Below are 16,638 nucleotides of genomic sequence, written 5' to 3'. Positions count from 1 at the left end.
ATGGGAGCAACTTTTTTTATCGGTTATCCAGAGGGGAAAGATTTGCATGTTACTTTGAATAGGCAAGCTTCTAATGCATTAGAGGCGCTGTTCGATGAGGCATTGCAGAGTGACTGCCCAGATATCCATGAAAAAATAATGGAGGTCTTAGTACTTGATCAGATTAGTTTTACTGAACTGAGTAGTGCTGATTTTAATTTAGCCATAAAAAAAATTAGAAATTGCATCCATAATCGAACAGAAGCAACGGAATGGCAGTCCTATCAGAAAAGTATGTGGGAAGAGGAAATGGAACCCCTTATTCAACAAGATGAACGTTATCAAAAAAAAAGTTAAGACAAGAGGTCCGGCCATCTTGCCGGGCCTCTGCTTTAATGGCGTGACATCAAAAGTTGCGGAAGAGGCAGTTTCTGATTTAACTGGTGTTATTGGTGGTAGCTATATCAGTGAGAAAACAGGAAATTATGTAAAAGAAAATTTAGATGGGAAGGAGAAAATGAAAATAAAAAGTAATTTACTCTTATTAATAAAGTTAATATTTATGTGCCTGATGCTATTTCTATTTTTCGATGTTATATTAGTACTACTTGGATCCTCTATTATTTATTTTGATAATGGCTTTTTCGCATTCAATTGGAATGATGTTTTCATATCTTTCTTTAAATCTGGATATGTCGGTGGCCTTATTCTGGGTGTCGGAATCTTGATAAAAATCTGGTTAAAGGAAAGAAAAAAACAAAAATCCTCACTTGAATAAACACTCAGTCCCGGCCTTTGAAAACCGGGATTTTTTTACCAGCAGATCACTCCTTAGCCAGCCGGATGATCAACTGTCCCTGTTCGGTGGGCACCTCGATCCGCTGACCAGTGGTAAAGCCCAGCGGCTATCTTCAACCTGTCTTCCTGATTACGCCCGTATCTAAGCCAAAACCAGTAATGAAGGTATTTCCCTGCTGGTGAATATGGTAGTTACACTGAGGCACAATGGAACGTTATGCCCACCGCTAGGGGCAATATCAGGAACATCGCCTGACTTTGTGATTATATCAGGACCTAATAAAGGTAAAACCGTTGATGCCATGTATACTACCGATAGGCTGTCACAAAAAGAAATAGATGGGTTAAATAGGTTTTATGAGAAGAACATGAGTATCGGTAGTGGAAGAGATGTTATCCAGGATCACTTGCAAAAAGCGGACTTTGTACCTGTTGACTTTAGGATTTTAACCCCTGAAAATCAGAATATCTTTATGAGTTACGTAAGTACGTTACCAAAGGCACAGCAAGAAAAAATTATTATTATGAGGCCATAAGATGGGTGCAGTCATATTTTTTAGCCGAAATGATGCTATAGATAAAATTGAGGATAAATTTAAATCCACATATGTTAATGGTAGCTATTGGGATGCTTTTGGCGACCTGTTGGATGATGTTTTTTTACCCAACCATTCAGGGCTGCATGAAATAATAAAGTCAGAAGAAGGCGAGTACCTAAAATTTTATTCGTTTATTGAGTTAAATAAGGCTGATTTTAACAGGGCTGTAAAGTTAATCAGTGACTATATTGCAAAGCAGCAAAACCTAACTGAATGGCAAAAAATGGCGAAAGTTGTATGGGAAGATGTAGCAGAACCTTACATTATTCAGGATGCACGTTATGAAGCTAATCCTGACCATAATAATGGTCAGTCAAACTGAGATTAATTAATAAATTCATTAACCCCCGGCTTGTGAGTCGGGGTTTTATGTCCTGTGCTCATCACCTTCAGAGAAGATGTTTTTTGGATTAGCGCTTTATGGCGAGCCTCCAAAAAGCATTGGTCAGAGCGACGTCCCGACAATCCAGCACGTGATCACCCGTAAATTATCATGGCAGGATCCGCAATATACTGGCATTTATTGCCCCCCTTGCTGACGTTCAAATCCGCCGATGCCTCGCACTGATCGTTGCCCATGGCAGATTATGCCAATCGCGCAAGTGAGCTAATAGAACAATCCCGCCTTCATGGCAAATTAAACACGTTTGAACAGTACGACCTATCAATCCTTCAGGGTACTTCGATTCAGTTGGAACCAGCGCGGCAGGGATAGCAGCTGGAATCGGGAAAAGTATAGGAAGCGCGATGTATGTTCCTAACCCAACCAGAGCTGAAAATGGGCTAGTTTATCAATTGAATGGTAAACATACGCTTGGGAAAGCCGGTTATAATAGAAACGCTGGAACCGAACCTACAAACTCTATGATGAGGCAATAATTGGAAGGATAAATAAGCAGTCTGGTGGATTTAGTAATAACAATCCTTATGGTTCAAATGAGCCACCCAGAATTACTGGAAAAGGGAAGTAACTAATGGGAATTTATTTATATGCCAAAACTGAGCTCCCGGATGATTTCAAATATCCCGTTGCTTATACCGATCTAATGTCCTTAGAGGTTATACCTGATCTTGAACCATGGTCATTTATCTGTGAATTTAAGGAATCTGCTTCATTTTGGATGATCGAATTGAAGAAACAATATCCCTCTCGAAAGTTAGTACCATTTGCGAAGGTAAATTACTCTGATGATATTGCTTGTTTTGACGGTGAGGATATTTTAGGAGATCCAAAAGTATACTATGTTCATGCCTTTGCCTCCGCAGGTTGGGAAGACAGGGGGTACACAGATAGTTTTGCTGAATGGTTGAAGATTGCTCGTCTTGAATCTGCCAGTTATAAATTAGAACGTGCAGAAAATGAGGAGTAACTATTCCTGGATAAATTTATAAGGGATAGAACCCGATAGCCAAACTCCGTTATCAGCTTGATAGAATTTAAAGCCCTGTTCGAACATGTGCAGAGCTTTAATTTTTAGTACAATTGGTTTGCCATGACGTTGACCAACCTGTATTGCCGTCTCTTCATCTGAAGACAAATGCACGTACTGACGTGTTTTTGAAATCAACCCTTGCTCTCGTATTGATAGTAAAAAACGTGTCGCTGTTCCATGAAATAAGAGCGTAGGGGGAGTTTTTTCCTGATACTTTATGTTGACCTGTTGTGTTGAGTGTCCTTGAGCCGCACGGATATATAACCCATCTTCTGATAGTGTAAAGCGTTTCTTGTCGCTATCAGCAATGAGAGATTGGATAAGTTTATGATCAAGCCTGTAGCCTTGTTTGTCTGCACAAATAATCAGTTCAGCTATAACAGCCCACCCGTCCTCATCTAACGATAAACCAATGGTTTCTGGTTGGTGGCGTAATACATAACTTAGAAATTTGCTTAATTCGGTATAATTTTTGCTCATTTGTGAAAGTCTCGAATAAATCTCGCCCTTGTTGGCGGTATATCAATTTATATGTTAGCCAGCTATGTTTTTATTACTAGCCGGATGATCGACTTCCGCAGCTAGATGATCATTTCGATGCTCTGTCCGGTGGTGAATCCGAGCTGCTCCGGCCATCTTCCCTTAATCGTCAGTTGCGGCAGCGGATTCGGCCTGCCACCGTTGGTGCGGTAATCTATCACACTTTTACGTGTTTGGGGTGCGACGGGTTATGACGTAAAATCTGCTCTAGCCATGTTCATTAGCTCGTATAATTACTTATGATTAGCGGGTTGTCGGTGTTCCACCCCTTCAACCCGCGCTAAAAAATCTGTCTGTCAGCTGCCTGTCTCCTGCTGCTGCGCCTGTGTAATCACTGCATCCAGCATCTCGGCCACTATCTTCTGGCGGGCCTAAGATAGCTGGCTGGTCACCTCGATCTTCTATTCCAGCAGGGGTACCGAAAGATCCGGACGCTCATAAGGTTGCCCTCCTACAAAAGGTCAACCAAGTGTTTCTCTTGAACTACCTAAGGTGTGGGATAGGCTGATAGAGCAGAACTCATCAAAAGCTCGCGTATTAACAAAAGAGGAATTTCTGAATGAATTTAACAAATGAGTATCAGAATTTACTCGATGCCATTTTTAATGGTGATAAAGATATAGCTATCTTTGTTGTGGATGGGGTTCATCATTTTCTGGTTGATAATAAAGACAACTTCTGCATAGATGTTAAGCCGGAATATAAGGCGTATATAGCTAAAGGATGGATGAAAGAGTCTCTTTATGACGAGGCAGTAAGTTCATTCAGAAATGGAGTTCCTGTATTAACTAAGGATAACTTTAAAGATTACATAATCAGAAATGATGTTGCTGCTTATACAGTTGAGTGGATGAGATCATTCTTCACATCGGGTAGAAATGACAGGCAACTTGTCAGCTTTTATGATTATGTTGAGCAATTTCTATCTACATTAACAGATCCAGTATCAGTTGAGTGGGATAGCTGGAGAATGCGGCTACCTAATTTTTATATTAACTTTGACAAGAAAATATATCGCCATACTGATTGGGATAGAAGTCACGAAGCGTCCGTACCTTCTGACTGGAACGCCCAGGCAAATAGTGATTTTGGCTTGTTAGTACCAGATAAAGAGCAATACTGGCTTATTAATGGTATGAATTTTTGGAAATTAAAGATGTAAATGGAAAAATCCCGCCATTAATGGTGCTTTTTTGTATATTTCAGATGGTTATGCTTCTGCTGTGAGTCGGGTTGTTAGCTGAGGGGGCATGAGTAATGGTAGCAGTACCGGCTCAAGACTGCGCATTTTATATGGGAAATCGATTGGAATTTCAGTGATTATTGGTGTTGCACAAGGTCTTATGATCAAAAATAATTTAGCATAATATTCAGAGTGAAATAGAATGTTCTCATTTCAGAATTTGTTATTTTTTTAGAATGTGTTAGATGGATTGTTATTGTTAGATGAAATCGCTCGATAGTTACTCTTTATCATCACACCTGAAATCTAAAAGATAAAAGCCCATACTTTAACTGCAGGCTTTTATCTTTCAATTGCATCAAGCTTAATGCATTAACTGACTGACCAGCCCGGTAAGATCGGCTTTTTTGTCAATCACGCCCGCTGACGAAGCCTTATCAACCAGTTGCGGCAGATATTTTGCCAGCAGGTTCAGTGCATCGCTGGTGTTGATGCCCATCCGCGCAGCCAGCTGTTCAATGGCCTCAGAGTTAATCATTTTCTGCACCAGATCGCTGCTCAGGGCCACGTTCTGCTGATCGCCGAGCCATGAGTTGACGACCTCACTGTACTCACCGCTCTGAAGGTGGCCCACGATGGTGTGTAAACCACCTTGCTGCTCAACCCACTCCAGCACGCCTTTCACTTCCTGACTGGTCTGATTATTCAGGCCGCACATGGCCAATACTGTTTCCAGTAAACTCATTCTATTATCCCCTGAATAGTTATCTGTTAAGCCTGTTTACACGCTCTGATTTTATGAATCACAAACAGCACAATAATTGAACCCACGGTGGCAATCGCAATGCTGTAAATATTGAAACCACTGACATTGCCAAAACCCAGTGCAGTACTCGCTACACCGCCAATCAGCGCGCCGATAATGCCCAGAATCATGGTCATGAAAATACCCATGTGTTCTTTACCTGGCATAATACATCTGGCGATAATTCCGGCAATCAGCCCGAATACAACCCATGACAAAATACCCATCATCAACGTCCCTCTTTTTATATAAATTACTACGCGTTTAACAGTGGTTTAATCCATGAAATAAAAGCAGGTGTATCGTACGCCGCGTAGTATTTGTCTGGCAATCCTGTTTTTTTAATTAAAGTAAACGTATCGGAAACGATAGGGGAGTAAATATGAGCATTCTGGATAATATTAAAAATATTGGCGATGAGTTGTTACATGCTGTAGATAAAAATGTTGAAGATAAGCCTGCAAGCGCAGCAGCAGGTGATCGTACTTATACGGTTAAATCGGGTGACACGCTCAGCGCAATCGCTAAGCAGTTTTATAATGATGCCTCGCAATATATGAAAATCTTTGAGGCGAATAAAAACCTTCTCAGCAGCCCGGATAAAATTGCGCCAGGCCAGGTGCTGACTATTCCTGAATAATATTTCGCCGATAGTTTGAGCCAGTTGGAGCATAGATTGCCCGGCTGGTTTTTTTCATTTAAAGCCGCCGGAATGACCAGGGCGACCTGCGCAATGGCAGGATGGCTAAGATGAAGAGTCCGTCACGGTGAGATCACTGAAAAGCAAAAAACCCGCTCAGGTTTCCCTGAGCGGGTTTTTCTAATCTGGCTCCTCTGACTGGACTCGAACCAGTGACATACGGATTAACAGTCCGCCGTTCTACCGACTGAACTACAGAGGAATCGTTTGAACGAGGCGAATATTAACGGCGTCGCTCTAAGGTGTCAACAGCAAAAAATACATTATCATTCAACTGGCTAGCTTTAACGCAAAGCGATCGTGATTTAAGCAGTCTGAGCTGTGTCAGCAGCAATTCGGGTCAGCGGATCCTGCTGGTAAAACTGGCGCAGATGCTGATACATGGCGGGAAAGCGTTCGGCCAGCAGAACCGGAGCCGTAAAGAAATATTCAGAGAGTACGGCGAAGCATTCAGCCGGATCGCTGGCAGCGTAGGGATCGATAGTGGCAGCCTGTTCGCCAACCAGTTCAACCTCACTCTCAATCTCCGCCATCGCAGCACGCAAATCTTTTTCCCACAGTGCGACGTCACGCAGCGGTATCACCGGAACGCCGCTGGTATAACCGCTGCCGCGCGCGTCCAGTTTGTGTGCCACTTCATGAATGACCAGATTAAAGCCGGAGAGATCGAAAGAGTCCTGAATATCGAGCCAGTTGAGGACCACCGGTCCCTGCGTCCAGCTCTGGCCCGAGTGGACGGCAGGCGCGCTGTGAACCAGCCCGTGCTCATCCTGCCAGTGATCGTCAACTTCGAACGGCTCTGGATAGATCAGCACATCGTGAAAACCGTCCAGCCACTCCAGACCCAGTTTCAGGACAGGTAAACAGAAGAGCAGGGCGATGCGCACGCTGCGCAGTTCATCCAGCTGAGCACCGTCCAGGGGAACCAGTTTCTTCTGTTGCAGAAAGCGCTTCGCCAGTTCAACCAGCGACTGTTGTTCGGCATCACTGAGCGGGCTGAATACCGGCTGTGCCAGCCCCTGCTGCCACGGCAGCGCAGCCAGCATGTCATCATGCGTTTTCCAGGGCCATTTAAACATCGCAACTCCCGCACAGAACCGGACTATTTGGCTATCCTGACGCGCCAGACATAAAAATGCCAGCATCGAATGCTGGCATCAACTATCTGACTGCAGGGCTGAAGGCTGTCTATTCAACCCGTTAGCGCGGCCGTTGTCTGTGATTCAACCCGCAAAGCGCAAGCTGATGCATCAGTTGCGTTCGATGCGCTGAAATTCAATGACCCAGACCCACGGATTTACTTCCCAGCTGGTCGCGCCGTACTGTTTTTCCCAGGCTTTGCGATACGCCTCTTTGGGCGATTCAGAGTTGGCATTCATGGTAAAGAAGTTATTCAGGAAGTGCGAGTCGGTCTGTACGCCCTCGGCCCTGATGTCATCTTCACTGATGTCCTGAATCTTCTCCGCGCGGACGCCGGTAATTTCGAGGTTGATGCGACTGGCCCAGCGCGGCATGTGGATGGCGGTCTGCCAGCCAAACTCTTCGGCTTCTGGCGTGCTCAGCGCATGCTGTCCCAGCTCATTGCTGTCGGCACGATACTGGCAATATTCCGGCATGCGAAACGGTGTCGGATCACGTTCATATTCGGCCAGATCGCTCTCTGGCACCATCGGGCCACGCCAGGTTTCACGCACCCAGAGTATGTCACCCGGTTTGCCATAGGGGCATTGATAGCTGATGTCGGTCATCGACATCATTTTGTAGCCATGCAGATGGTTAGCACTCACATCGAAGGCGTGTACGCCTTCGTGATGATCCTGTCCCGGACCGAAAGCCTGAGTTTTCATAATGCGCCGGGTTTGCGTTTGCTGGCCAACCAACAGGGCACGAACACGCTGTTCGGAAAAAAGAATCGGCCGTTCTTTCATTGATTACCTCTTTTTATTAGTAGAACCCGGTTACTGCTACATACATCCATTTGCTTCACATCTGAGAGTTAGCATAAAAGCTTTAAATCATTTTGCTTAATAATTTGTCGACTGACAGTCACTTTGAAAGTGTCACGTTCAGTGCTAAAAACCACCAAAATGCAAAAAGCGCACCAACGCATTTTATACAACTGGCCGATCGCGATGAACAGCACGGATACAGTACGTTATAACGATAAAAATAGGAACCTTTTCAGACTTTTTCACCTCTCATTGCGCACAGTTTTACAATTAATCGCGTGACAAAAAAAAGTTCAGCAGGGTCCTGAATATCGTTTAAGGACCAGCCAAACATTACAGCTGTTAAACTAATTTTCTTAGCAGAAATTCACTGAGTAAAGGCTGAAAACCGCCAAAATTGCGGTTATTGTGTAACAGAGATGCTATACAGATGATCCAGATCTCATTTTTCTGCCCGAAAACGCTGGCAGCGCCGCTCTTTTCAACAGCACTGTAAGAAAAGTGTCATTAGCCAGTCGCTATGATGGCTTGCCGTTCGCGCACTGACGCGATGAATCTGCTGTCGATCACTACAGGGAGATAGATTATGTCACTCACACTCTGGCAATCTCGCTATGAAAGCTGGTTTCAGGCCAACTGGATTCACGACGACGGCGCGCACGATATCGCCCATTTGCGGCGTGTCTGGATGAGCGCACAGCGCATCATGGAGAGCACACCTGCTGATCCGCTGGTGGTGCTGACCGCCTGCTATTTTCACGATGTGGTGAATCTTCCGAAGAATCATCCGGAACGCCATCTCGCCTCGACCTATGCCGCCACGGAAACCCAGCGCATCCTGCAGCAGGACTTTCTCGATTTCCCTGCTGATAAGATTGAGGCGGTAATGCATGCCGTTAAAACTCACAGTTTCAGCGCCGGTATACCGCCTCAGACGCTGGAAGCCAAAATCGTGCAGGATGCTGACCGGCTGGAGTCGCTGGGCGCAATCGGGCTGGCACGGGTCTTCTACACCGCGGGTGCACTTAATCGTCCATTATTCGACAGTCAGGACCCACTGGGTAAAGATCGCGAGCTGAATGATGTTAAGTGGACGCTGGACCATTTCCAGAAGAAGCTGCTGCGTCTGCCGGAAACGATGCACACCGAAACCGGCCGCATGCTGGCTGAGCACAACGCTGATTTTCTGGTGCGCTATATGGCGAAGCTTTATGCCGAGCTGCAGGGCAATCTGGTGGGAATGGATGAGGGCGTGCTGCGGGACTTCACCCCTTTGCAAACCGAATATTAAATTTTTATGACAGTATGTTAATCGAAACGGTCATCCGGTAGCGTGTAGCGATAACAAAAAAGGAGCTGCCCGATGACCGAAACTGTTAATTTAACGATAAAAATTGATGCTGAACTGAAAGAAACGATTAAACAGCTGGCGCTGGAAAACCAGATTTCAATGAGTCAGGAAATTGTGCAACGTTTGCAGGCCAGTCTGGAAACGCATCAACATCCGGCGATTGATAATCAGGACATCACTGAAGAGGGGACTGAGGGATCAGCTGCCACTGACGTGAAGGACGCTGGATTAAGCGCCAGCGAGTTGAAGCAGATTCGTCTGCTGCTGAAGAAGCAGAGCAAGAAGAAGAAATAAAACAGAAACCCGTCGCAAGACGGGTTTTTTAATTCTTTCGTGGGTTAAATCCGTTAAATCTGTCCGCAACGCAATAATTCAACGCGCAGGGAACAGGGTCAGAAGAGGAAAGCGTCCCGCGCCATGGACAAAAACGCCGGGAGCGTTTTTGAACAACGCAACGCGTTGGCCCGGCAACGGGCGCACCTCATGGAGGAGGTGCGTAATTGCGCGGGCCGAGCAGTCATGGATGACAGTTTTTGCGTCTTTCCGATCTGACCCTGTTCCCTGAGCTGGCGCAATCTCACAGCTAATCTGGACGGGATTACGACTTCAATTGACGAATATGCGGCAGCAGCAACTGCGCGACCGCCGCAAACACCGGCACCACCACTGAGTTACCAAACTGCTTATAAGCCTGAGTATCCGATACCGGAATGCGGAACGGCTCGCGACCTGGCACATCGAAGCCCATCAGTCGGGCGCACTCGCGCGGAGAAAGACGGCGGGGCCGCCGCGCCATGTTATCCGCATCCTGAAACTCCGCTTCACCCAGTGCGGTGTCCCAGCCGCGATCGATCAGAATCTCTGAGCCATCTTTGTAGTAACGCGCCGACAGCGTGCGCACGCAGCAGTTAAGATTGCGCGGATCGTTGAGGCCAAAACCAAAGCCATTGCCTTTGGCTTTATGTTTCTTCGCATACTGGTAGAGGTAGCGCCACAGTACCGGCGATAGAATATATTTGTCGTCTGGCACGCTCTCCAGCAGGCTTTGCAGGCTGGGCACCTGCGCCGGGTAGAAACGGCGGATATCGCGCAGTGTAAAGTCCTGTTTTTTCAGATCGCGGCGAATCCCCACCAGTACAATGCGTTCGCGATGCTGCGGCAGGAAGTGACGCGCATCGATCACTTTGGCATCCGGGCTGCCGGATCCGGCATCGGCCACGTCATAGCCCAGTTCATCCAGTGTCTCCATGATAATGGCGAAGGTGCGGCCCTTATCGTGGCTCTTGAGGTTTTTCACATTCTCCAGCACAAAGAAGGGCGGCTTCTTGGCGGCCAGAATGCGGGCGACATCGAAAAACAGCGTGCCCTGTACCTGACACTCAAAACCGTGCGCGCGCCCCATCGCATTTTTCTTGCTGACGCCCGCCAGCGAAAAGGGCTGGCAGGGAAAACCGGCAAGTAAGACCTGATGATCGGGAATCGCTGCATCAATCGCGCGGTAAATCTCGTCATCACCGGTCAGCCCTTCCGGCTGTGTGACCTGACGGATATCGGTATTAAAGTGATGCTCCAGCGGATCGCTGTAGTGATTAGCTTTATAAGTGCGAACCGCCTCTTTATTCCATTCGCTGGTAAAAACGCACTTGCCGCCGATCGCGTCGAATCCTTTACGGATGCCACCAATCCCGGCAAAGAGATCGATAAAACGAAACTCAGGATTATCATAATGAGCCGGTCGGGTCGGCAGCAGACTCTGCAACAGCGACAGCTCCGCATCGCACAGCGGCGGCAGGGCGCTTTTACCCTGACGAATCCGGTTCAGCAGCGCCGGCGTCCAGCAGGAAAATCCCGCCTGCTGCAGGCGGCCCGTGAGATCACGAACCGAATAGATTGCCAGCACCTGCTGAAAGAGTTCAGACGCATCAGCAGATGAAAGTGCAGCAGAGAGTGGTTCAGCGAGGGCGGCGGGATGCATGCGTTTTTCCTTAACAGTAAGGTGCCTATGCTAACACTCCAGACGCTGTGAGGAAATTGCCGGGAAGTGCCCTGTGCCTGCTCCCCGGAAAGTTCTGTTTTTGCGGCGCACGCTACGAAGTCGTCCGGCTGCGGCTTTCGCTTTTCGTGGCGCAGACTAAAGTTACTGAACCAGCAAAAAAGGAGAGGTTATGGCTGATGTTCACTCCAGCGAAACACGCAGCAAAAATATGCGTGCCATTCGCGCTCAGGATACGGCCATTGAGCAACGTATTGCGCTGTTGCTGAAAGACCGGGGGTTCAGCTTTCGCGTGCAGGATAAAAATCTGCCGGGACGGCCCGATTTTGTTCTGACAGAACAGCATGCGATTATCTTTGTTCATGGCTGCTTCTGGCATCGTCATCACTGCTATCTGTTTAAAATGCCGGCGACGCGCACAGAGTTCTGGACCGGCAAAATCAACAGCAATGTTGAACGTGATCGGCGCTATGTGCGGCAGCTGCAGGAAGCCGGCTGGAAAGTGCTGATCATCTGGGAATGTGCCCTTCGCGGCAAGCTGCGCCTGGACGATCAGGACCTGCTGGAGCGGCTGGAGGAGTGGCTGCTGGCGATGTCGGAGAGTGCCGAGATCGACCATCAGGGCATCCATCATTACAACGCCGATTGCTAATCAGGGACATAATTGGTTAGATCTGCGCTTTCTCCGTGGCCAGGAGCCTCAATGAGCAGCATAAAACTGACGGTAAAACGCCTTTACCAGATTCGTGACGAGCGAATGGTGAACACCAAAGCGACCGCGCGGGTCTATTGCGGCGACAGGCTTATTGCCACGGAGGAGATCACCGGCATGACCGAAAGCCCGGTCAGCAAATATCTGCATGCTGAAGGAGCAGCAGGCGAGACGGTGCGGGTAGAGTGGGATTGTGAGGGCATCGCTGACATGACCGTTACGGAAATTGAGCGCTGCCCATGTTGTCAACATAACGAACCAGACTAAGGATAAGATTTTGGCAGGCACCAGTTTACTGACTTTACTTGATGATATTGCAACACTTCTGGACGATATTTCCGTCATGGGGAAAGTGGCGGCGAAAAAGACCGCTGGCGTACTGGGCGACGATCTGTCGCTGAATGCACAGCAGGTCACCGGCGTAAAAGCCAACCGTGAGCTGCCGGTAGTATGGGGCGTTGCCAAGGGATCGTTTCTCAACAAACTGATCCTGGTGCCGCTGGCGCTGATTATCTCCGCGTTTGCGCCCTGGCTGATTACGCCGCTGCTGATGATCGGCGGTGCCTATCTCTGCTACGAAGGCGTGGAGAAGGTGATGCATACGCTGCAGCAGGACAAGCAGAGCAAATCGCCGGAAGCGCGTAAGCAGCGACTCGATGCGCTGGCGAATCAGAATGCCGCAGAGTTTGAGAAGAAGAAGATCAAAGGCGCGGTGCGCACCGACTTCATTCTGTCGGCCGAGATTGTCGCGATTACCTTAGGCATCGTGTCGGAAGCGCCGCTGCTCAATCAGGTGATTATCCTGGCGGGCATCGCGATCCTGGTCACCATTGGCGTATACGGCATCGTGGCCGCCATCGTCAAAATTGATGACCTTGGCTTCTGGCTACGTGAAAAAACCTCACGCCTTGCGCAGGGGATTGGCAGCGTACTACTGGCTGCCGCGCCCTGGCTGATGAAGATTCTTTCGGTGGTCGGCACCATCGCGATGTTCCTGGTCGGTGGCGGTATCGTGGTGCATGGCATCGCGCCGCTGCATCATCTGATCGAAGAAGTCAGCGGTGGTTTCAGCGGCTGGATTGCGATGCTGCTGAGCAACGGCGCCAACCTGGTGCTCGGTTTTATCATTGGGTCGATCGTGCTGTTAGTGGTCAACCTTATTGCCAGAGTGCGCGGAAAATCGGTATAAAGCGCACTGTGATTTACGGTCAGGAGAATGAAGATGAACGACGACATGTTTGAATTTGATATCGACGCACAACTTGAGCAGGCTGAAGCGAAAGCAGAGAAAAAAGCCAGCGAAGTGCCGGACGATCTCGGCGACGAAGCCGATTGCGAAGGCTGCAAAATCTGACGTCAGCGTCAATACTTCATCAAAGCGGATAAGTTTTCTTATCCGCTTTTTTTATTTTCCGCATATCCAGCTGATTAATTCCGAATTTGCCCTTTTTTTTGCGTGCCTTAACAGGCAAGGGTCGGCTTTGCCTGCTATAAAGACAATAATCACTCAGGTTAGTAACATCCATTTAAGGAGCGCAACATGGTTTTCGCAATCAGTGAAGAAGTGCAGCACAAGGAACAGGGACAGACGATGGTGGTGACCGGCTTCGCGAGTGGCATGGTGGAGTGCCGCTGGTATGACGGTTATGCCGTGCGCAGCGAGGCGTTTCGCAGCGATGAGTTATGCGCCCTGAATCCTGCGCAGCAACTGGCGAGCTGATAACTTACATCAGGCCTGCAGGTCCTCCGACCCGCCAGGCCCGCTTTCTGCTTCTTTATGGCCCGGCACATCCCTGTGCCGCCCTGTTTCAGACGTTACCGTCGTTATCCTCTTCCACGGCCTGATAGATACGCTGCAATACGTCCGGGAACGCAGACTGCACACGGCTCCAGCTGGGTATAAACGGCTTATCGTTAGGACGCTCGATAAAGGCCTGGCCCGCTTCCAGAATCGACTGGGTAAACATCTCTACCGCCGCCTCTTCGACGTGCTGATCAAACTTCAGCCCGTTCATGGCCGCCTCATGGTTATAGGTCTCCATCATATCCAGCGCATTACGGTAATAAGTTGCCTTCAATACACGGAACGAGTCGCTGGTCAGCGGCACGCCCATGGTAGCGAGCTTACGCAGCAGTGACTGGACGATATCGCTGCTCATGCGCTTCAGGCCGCCGGTGCCATCATCTTCCGCCAGCGGCTGGTGCTTGTGATCGTAATTGTCGGCGATCTCAACCTGGCACGACTGACGGGTGGTGTAGTTACGGTAAATCTCCGACAGCACGCCAATTTCCAGCCCCCAGTCGCCGGGAATTTTGATGCCGTTCAGCACATGCGTCCGCATGGCGAACTCGCCGGAGAGCGGATAGCGGAAGCTCGACAGGTAATCCAGGTATTCCGAATGGCCATAGACTTTCTGCAGTGAGCGCAACAGCGGCCCGACCAGCAGACGACCTACGCGGCCATTGAGCTTGCCATCCGCGACGCGTGCATAGAAGCCCTTACAGAACTCATACTGAAACGATGGGTTAGCCAGCGGGTAGAGCAGACGCGCCAGCATGCCGCGCTCATAGGTCACGATATCGCAGTCATGCAGTGCCACACAGCTGGTGCGGTCCGACGCCAGCGTATAGCCGGTACAGAACCAGACGTTACGACCTTTACCCGGATTGGTCGGTGACAGACCTTCTTTGTCCAGCTCTGCATCAATTGCCTTCAGACGCGGGCCATCGTTCCACAGAATGCGATGCCGTTGTGGCAGGCGGGAGAAAAACTCGCGGGCAAACAGGAACTGGTCGCGGTCAGCCCGATCCAGACCAATCACGATCTCATCCAGATAGGGCACTTTAGCCAGCTCATCGACGATTTTCGTCAGCGCCGGGCCTTCAAGTTCGGAAAACAGCGATGGCAGGATCAGCCCCATTTTGCGTTTGCGGGCAAAGCGTACCATCTCTTTTTCCAGCGACTCCACGCTACGGTGGGTGAGGTTGTGGAAGTTAGTGATTACGCCATTCTGATAAAAGTCACTCATCGCATCATCCTTTTAATGCCCGTGGGCAGCTTATTGAGGTTGAGTCAAAAAATAGTCCAGCCCTTCACGCCAGCCTTCAGGGCCATGATGGGCGGTGTGATATACCTGCTGCTGGTCGGTCCGGCTGAGTGTGACCGGTGTTTTACTGTAGCCCTTAATCACCACAGCATAATCAACCGCATCCAGCATCGGGGCATCGTTTGGCCCGTCACCCAGTCCGATGGTCGTGCGCGCCTCACCGGGTGAGTGCTCCAGCAGCCAGCGCAGCGCTTCGCCTTTGCCGCTGCCTGCCGGCATCACGTGCCAGAAACGGCCACCCTGCGTCAGCGCCAGGCCTTCGGATCGCAGCGCGTCCAGGAATCGGTCAAACGCTTCATCGCTATCGCGCCAGACAATGACTTCAGATGCGTCGCGCTGGCGGGACAGTTCTGCATCCGCCTCACTCAGGCCGGTCATTGAAGAAACCTCCGGATCGGAGAAGTCATGGAAGCCGGTAAAACGGTAATGGGTTTTCAAAGCAGCCAGCCGCTGACAGATGGCGTCATAGGTCAGCGTATTATCGGGCAGGCGAACCCGCTGGAGATCGCGCGTCTGCACCACGGCCCCGTTTTCAGCAATAAAGGGTGAACCGCTGATGCCGAGTCGTTTTTGCAGCGGAATGATCTCGGCTGCCGTTTTGCTGGAACAGATCACCAGCGGAACCTCGTGCTGTTTCAGCGTGGTGAGCCACTCGGCGGCCGCATCCCAGCGATAGGTATGATGGTCAAGTAATGAACCATCCAGATCGGTAATAACCATTAACGGCTGGTGGAGATTGGGCATTTACAGGCTCCTTTCATCACGTTCGCGGCTAAAGCAGCGATTTTTCAATATTATAGTTGAATATGGCTCACACTTTTTTTCCTGCCACGCTGGCGCGAAATCCAGGATAATTCTTAAAACGGCACGGCAGAAAAAGGGGGGATGCATGAAGTGTGCGGGGATAAGTCACTGACAGGCGCAGAATTTTCGGTAACCATTGCGTTATATTTACCCGATATGTTGCAGAAACGTGCATATCTGATACTTGTTTCGGAATCGGGATAGCGTAATCTGCAGAGGTGTTAAGAATTCCCTGGTGTAACGAATTGAATTTTTTACCCGGCCATCCTGCCGGGTATTTTTTTGAAATCGATTTCATCGGCTGAGTTGTCAGGTGCGATAGTTAGAAATATCGATTTCAAACGCCTCCGCCAGTTCGGTATAGGAGTGGTAAACCTGTCCTTCTACTTCCAGCCGTGGCGTCTGCCCCTGATCCATATACTCACGTATCTCTCCTGACGTTCTGGCCTGAATCGCCGCCAGTAAACCCTCGACATCAACCTGCAAATCCGACGGCTGACCCTCGCTGTGCTGTTTATCGTCTGTCATTTTCAGACTCCTGAGAGCAAACAGAATATTCAGTATAGAACGCGATGCAGAAAGGCGGGGGCGGGCAGATCGCAGGCAAAAAAAAGCCCGCGCTGCGCGGGCAAAATCCTTGTTACTTTTAGGTTGGCTGCACCTATGGGGGTGGTGCAGTAAAAAG

General features: G+C 49.1%; 23 protein-coding genes, 1 tRNA gene and 1 pseudogene. 14 read left to right on the top strand and 11 right to left on the bottom strand.

What is annotated here, in order from left to right; translation table 11 throughout:
- From ACN1CO_RS07900 to ACN1CO_RS07880, 5 genes are all read left to right on the top strand, one after another.
- Positions 1-336 (top strand): hypothetical protein, encoded by a 336-nt coding sequence (locus ACN1CO_RS07900; RefSeq protein ID WP_419138496.1) that lies wholly within the window; start codon positions 1-3, stop codon positions 334-336.
- Positions 311-757, top strand: a complete 447-nt coding sequence (locus ACN1CO_RS07895) for a hypothetical protein (protein WP_419138495.1) — start codon at positions 311-313, stop codon at positions 755-757. Before ACN1CO_RS07900 ends, ACN1CO_RS07895 begins: the two co-directional genes overlap by 26 nt.
- A 205-nt stretch (positions 758-962) precedes the next feature.
- Positions 963-1,313 carry a hypothetical protein gene (locus ACN1CO_RS07890; protein WP_419138494.1) on the top strand — a complete coding sequence of 117 codons (351 nt, stop codon included), beginning with the start codon at positions 963-965 and terminating at the stop codon, positions 1,311-1,313.
- 1 nt (position 1,314) lies between these two features.
- Positions 1,315-1,698: a hypothetical protein gene (locus ACN1CO_RS07885; RefSeq protein ID WP_419138493.1), complete on the top strand. Its 384-nt coding sequence runs from the start codon at positions 1,315-1,317 to the stop codon at positions 1,696-1,698.
- A gap of 652 nt (positions 1,699-2,350) precedes the next feature.
- A complete protein-coding gene (locus tag ACN1CO_RS07880; protein WP_419138492.1) occupies positions 2,351-2,746 on the top strand; it encodes an SMI1/KNR4 family protein in 396 nt (131 codons plus the stop codon).
- Here ACN1CO_RS07880 and ACN1CO_RS07875 read toward each other — a convergent pair whose 3' ends face one another.
- The gene (locus tag ACN1CO_RS07875) at positions 2,747-3,289 is read right to left on the bottom strand and encodes an RNA 2'-phosphotransferase (protein ID WP_419138491.1); all 543 of its coding nucleotides are present in this window, start codon (positions 3,287-3,289) and stop codon (positions 2,747-2,749) included. It abuts the gene before it with no gap.
- A 101-nt stretch (positions 3,290-3,390) separates the two neighbouring features.
- Positions 3,391-3,510 carry a SymE family type I addiction module toxin gene (locus ACN1CO_RS07870; RefSeq protein ID WP_419138490.1) on the bottom strand — a complete coding sequence of 40 codons (120 nt, stop codon included), beginning with the start codon at positions 3,508-3,510 and terminating at the stop codon, positions 3,391-3,393.
- A gap of 398 nt (positions 3,511-3,908) precedes the next feature.
- Here ACN1CO_RS07870 and ACN1CO_RS07865 point away from each other — a divergent pair, with 398 nt between their 5' ends.
- Positions 3,909-4,511 (top strand): hypothetical protein, encoded by a 603-nt coding sequence (locus ACN1CO_RS07865; protein WP_419138489.1) that lies wholly within the window; start codon positions 3,909-3,911, stop codon positions 4,509-4,511.
- Between the two features lie 385 nt (positions 4,512-4,896).
- Here ACN1CO_RS07865 and ACN1CO_RS07860 read toward each other — a convergent pair whose 3' ends face one another.
- Entirely contained in the window at positions 4,897-5,277 is a 381-nt protein-coding gene (locus ACN1CO_RS07860; RefSeq protein ID WP_419138488.1) for a YidB family protein, read from the bottom strand.
- Between the two features lie 26 nt (positions 5,278-5,303).
- Positions 5,304-5,564 carry a GlsB/YeaQ/YmgE family stress response membrane protein gene (locus tag ACN1CO_RS07855; RefSeq protein WP_419138998.1) on the bottom strand — a complete coding sequence of 87 codons (261 nt, stop codon included), beginning with the start codon at positions 5,562-5,564 and terminating at the stop codon, positions 5,304-5,306.
- Positions 5,565-5,728: 164 nt separating this feature from the next.
- On the opposite strand from ACN1CO_RS07855, the pseudogene ACN1CO_RS07850 reads away from it, so the two are divergent.
- Positions 5,729-5,977: pseudogene (locus ACN1CO_RS07850) on the top strand (LysM peptidoglycan-binding domain-containing protein); the annotation flags it as partial.
- 186 nt (positions 5,978-6,163) lie between these two features.
- Here ACN1CO_RS07850 and ACN1CO_RS07845 read toward each other — a convergent pair.
- From ACN1CO_RS07845 to ACN1CO_RS07835, 3 genes are all read right to left on the bottom strand, one after another.
- Positions 6,164-6,239: transfer RNA gene (locus tag ACN1CO_RS07845), tRNA-Asn, on the bottom strand.
- A 103-nt stretch (positions 6,240-6,342) separates the two neighbouring features.
- Entirely contained in the window at positions 6,343-7,116 is a 774-nt protein-coding gene (mtfA, locus tag ACN1CO_RS07840; protein ID WP_419138487.1) for a DgsA anti-repressor MtfA, read from the bottom strand.
- Positions 7,117-7,287: 171 nt separating this feature from the next.
- Positions 7,288-7,965 carry a hypothetical protein gene (locus tag ACN1CO_RS07835; RefSeq protein WP_419138486.1) on the bottom strand — a complete coding sequence of 226 codons (678 nt, stop codon included), beginning with the start codon at positions 7,963-7,965 and terminating at the stop codon, positions 7,288-7,290.
- A 607-nt stretch (positions 7,966-8,572) separates the two neighbouring features.
- On the opposite strand from ACN1CO_RS07835, the gene ACN1CO_RS07830 reads away from it, so the two are divergent.
- A complete protein-coding gene (locus ACN1CO_RS07830; RefSeq protein ID WP_419138485.1) occupies positions 8,573-9,277 on the top strand; it encodes a phosphohydrolase in 705 nt (234 codons plus the stop codon).
- Between the two features lie 72 nt (positions 9,278-9,349).
- A complete protein-coding gene (locus ACN1CO_RS07825) occupies positions 9,350-9,631 on the top strand; it encodes an Arc family DNA-binding protein (RefSeq protein WP_419138484.1) in 282 nt (93 codons plus the stop codon).
- Positions 9,632-9,935: 304 nt separating this feature from the next.
- Here the strand turns inward: ACN1CO_RS07825 and dcm are convergent, their stop codons facing one another.
- Complete coding sequence (dcm, locus tag ACN1CO_RS07820) at positions 9,936-11,312, bottom strand: DNA (cytosine-5-)-methyltransferase (protein WP_419138483.1); 1,377 nt, start codon at positions 11,310-11,312, stop codon at positions 9,936-9,938.
- A gap of 190 nt (positions 11,313-11,502) precedes the next feature.
- On the opposite strand from dcm, the gene ACN1CO_RS07815 reads away from it, so the two are divergent.
- From ACN1CO_RS07815 to ACN1CO_RS07795, 5 genes are all read left to right on the top strand, one after another.
- Positions 11,503-11,982 (top strand): very short patch repair endonuclease, encoded by a 480-nt coding sequence (locus tag ACN1CO_RS07815; RefSeq protein ID WP_419138482.1) that lies wholly within the window; start codon positions 11,503-11,505, stop codon positions 11,980-11,982.
- Between the two features lie 51 nt (positions 11,983-12,033).
- Entirely contained in the window at positions 12,034-12,309 is a 276-nt protein-coding gene (locus ACN1CO_RS07810; protein WP_419138481.1) for a hypothetical protein, read from the top strand.
- A 10-nt stretch (positions 12,310-12,319) separates the two neighbouring features.
- Complete coding sequence (locus ACN1CO_RS07805) at positions 12,320-13,231, top strand: DUF808 domain-containing protein (protein ID WP_419138480.1); 912 nt, start codon at positions 12,320-12,322, stop codon at positions 13,229-13,231.
- A 33-nt stretch (positions 13,232-13,264) separates the two neighbouring features.
- The gene (locus ACN1CO_RS07800; protein ID WP_003854444.1) at positions 13,265-13,396 is read left to right on the top strand and encodes a hypothetical protein; all 132 of its coding nucleotides are present in this window, start codon (positions 13,265-13,267) and stop codon (positions 13,394-13,396) included.
- A 186-nt stretch (positions 13,397-13,582) separates the two neighbouring features.
- Positions 13,583-13,762 (top strand): YodC family protein, encoded by a 180-nt coding sequence (locus ACN1CO_RS07795; protein WP_283547707.1) that lies wholly within the window; start codon positions 13,583-13,585, stop codon positions 13,760-13,762.
- 88 nt (positions 13,763-13,850) lie between these two features.
- Here the strand turns inward: ACN1CO_RS07795 and ACN1CO_RS07790 are convergent, their stop codons facing one another.
- The 3 genes from ACN1CO_RS07790 to ACN1CO_RS07780 all read right to left on the bottom strand — a co-directional run bounded on the left by ACN1CO_RS07790 (position 13,851) and on the right by ACN1CO_RS07780 (position 16,481).
- Positions 13,851-15,071: a glycosyl transferase gene (locus tag ACN1CO_RS07790; protein WP_090959981.1), complete on the bottom strand. Its 1,221-nt coding sequence runs from the start codon at positions 15,069-15,071 to the stop codon at positions 13,851-13,853.
- A gap of 30 nt (positions 15,072-15,101) precedes the next feature.
- Positions 15,102-15,893, bottom strand: coding sequence for a mannosyl-3-phosphoglycerate phosphatase-related protein (locus ACN1CO_RS07785; RefSeq protein WP_419138479.1), 792 nt, complete (start codon positions 15,891-15,893; stop codon positions 15,102-15,104).
- Between the two features lie 369 nt (positions 15,894-16,262).
- Positions 16,263-16,481, bottom strand: coding sequence for a DUF2525 domain-containing protein (locus ACN1CO_RS07780; RefSeq protein WP_419138478.1), 219 nt, complete (start codon positions 16,479-16,481; stop codon positions 16,263-16,265).
- Positions 16,482-16,638: the final 157 nt, after the last annotated feature.

This window comes from Pantoea sp. R13S299, from assembly GCF_048515925.1.
GTDB lineage: Bacteria > Pseudomonadota > Gammaproteobacteria > Enterobacterales > Enterobacteriaceae > Pantoea.
Note: the sequence above shows the minus strand (reverse complement) of the source record. Positions and strands in the feature narration are given on the sequence as shown.

Bases quoted from the DNA above. Each gene is read 5' to 3' on its own strand.
- ACN1CO_RS07900 (WP_419138496.1), top strand. From the start codon at position 1: ATGGGAGCAACTTTTTTTATCGGTTATCCAGAGGGGAAAGATTTGCAT.
- ACN1CO_RS07895 (WP_419138495.1), top strand. From the start codon at position 311: ATGAACGTTATCAAAAAAAAAGTTAAGACAAGAGGTCCGGCCATCTTG.
- ACN1CO_RS07890 (WP_419138494.1), top strand. From the start codon at position 963: ATGGTAGTTACACTGAGGCACAATGGAACGTTATGCCCACCGCTAGGG.
- ACN1CO_RS07885 (WP_419138493.1), top strand. From the start codon at position 1,315: ATGGGTGCAGTCATATTTTTTAGCCGAAATGATGCTATAGATAAAATT.
- ACN1CO_RS07880 (WP_419138492.1), top strand. From the start codon at position 2,351: ATGGGAATTTATTTATATGCCAAAACTGAGCTCCCGGATGATTTCAAA.
- ACN1CO_RS07875 (WP_419138491.1), bottom strand. From the start codon at position 3,289: ATGAGCAAAAATTATACCGAATTAAGCAAATTTCTAAGTTATGTATTA.
- ACN1CO_RS07865 (WP_419138489.1), top strand. From the start codon at position 3,909: ATGAATTTAACAAATGAGTATCAGAATTTACTCGATGCCATTTTTAAT.
- ACN1CO_RS07860 (WP_419138488.1), bottom strand. From the start codon at position 5,277: ATGAGTTTACTGGAAACAGTATTGGCCATGTGCGGCCTGAATAATCAG.
- ACN1CO_RS07855 (WP_419138998.1), bottom strand. From the start codon at position 5,564: ATGGGTATTTTGTCATGGGTTGTATTCGGGCTGATTGCCGGAATTATC.
- mtfA (WP_419138487.1), bottom strand. From the start codon at position 7,116: ATGTTTAAATGGCCCTGGAAAACGCATGATGACATGCTGGCTGCGCTG.
- ACN1CO_RS07835 (WP_419138486.1), bottom strand. From the start codon at position 7,965: ATGAAAGAACGGCCGATTCTTTTTTCCGAACAGCGTGTTCGTGCCCTG.
- ACN1CO_RS07830 (WP_419138485.1), top strand. From the start codon at position 8,573: ATGTCACTCACACTCTGGCAATCTCGCTATGAAAGCTGGTTTCAGGCC.
- ACN1CO_RS07825 (WP_419138484.1), top strand. From the start codon at position 9,350: ATGACCGAAACTGTTAATTTAACGATAAAAATTGATGCTGAACTGAAA.
- dcm (WP_419138483.1), bottom strand. From the start codon at position 11,312: ATGCATCCCGCCGCCCTCGCTGAACCACTCTCTGCTGCACTTTCATCT.
- ACN1CO_RS07815 (WP_419138482.1), top strand. From the start codon at position 11,503: ATGGCTGATGTTCACTCCAGCGAAACACGCAGCAAAAATATGCGTGCC.
- ACN1CO_RS07810 (WP_419138481.1), top strand. From the start codon at position 12,034: ATGAGCAGCATAAAACTGACGGTAAAACGCCTTTACCAGATTCGTGAC.
- ACN1CO_RS07800 (WP_003854444.1), top strand. From the start codon at position 13,265: ATGAACGACGACATGTTTGAATTTGATATCGACGCACAACTTGAGCAG.
- ACN1CO_RS07795 (WP_283547707.1), top strand. From the start codon at position 13,583: ATGGTTTTCGCAATCAGTGAAGAAGTGCAGCACAAGGAACAGGGACAG.
- ACN1CO_RS07790 (WP_090959981.1), bottom strand. From the start codon at position 15,071: ATGAGTGACTTTTATCAGAATGGCGTAATCACTAACTTCCACAACCTC.
- ACN1CO_RS07785 (WP_419138479.1), bottom strand. From the start codon at position 15,893: ATGCCCAATCTCCACCAGCCGTTAATGGTTATTACCGATCTGGATGGT.
- ACN1CO_RS07780 (WP_419138478.1), bottom strand. From the start codon at position 16,481: ATGACAGACGATAAACAGCACAGCGAGGGTCAGCCGTCGGATTTGCAG.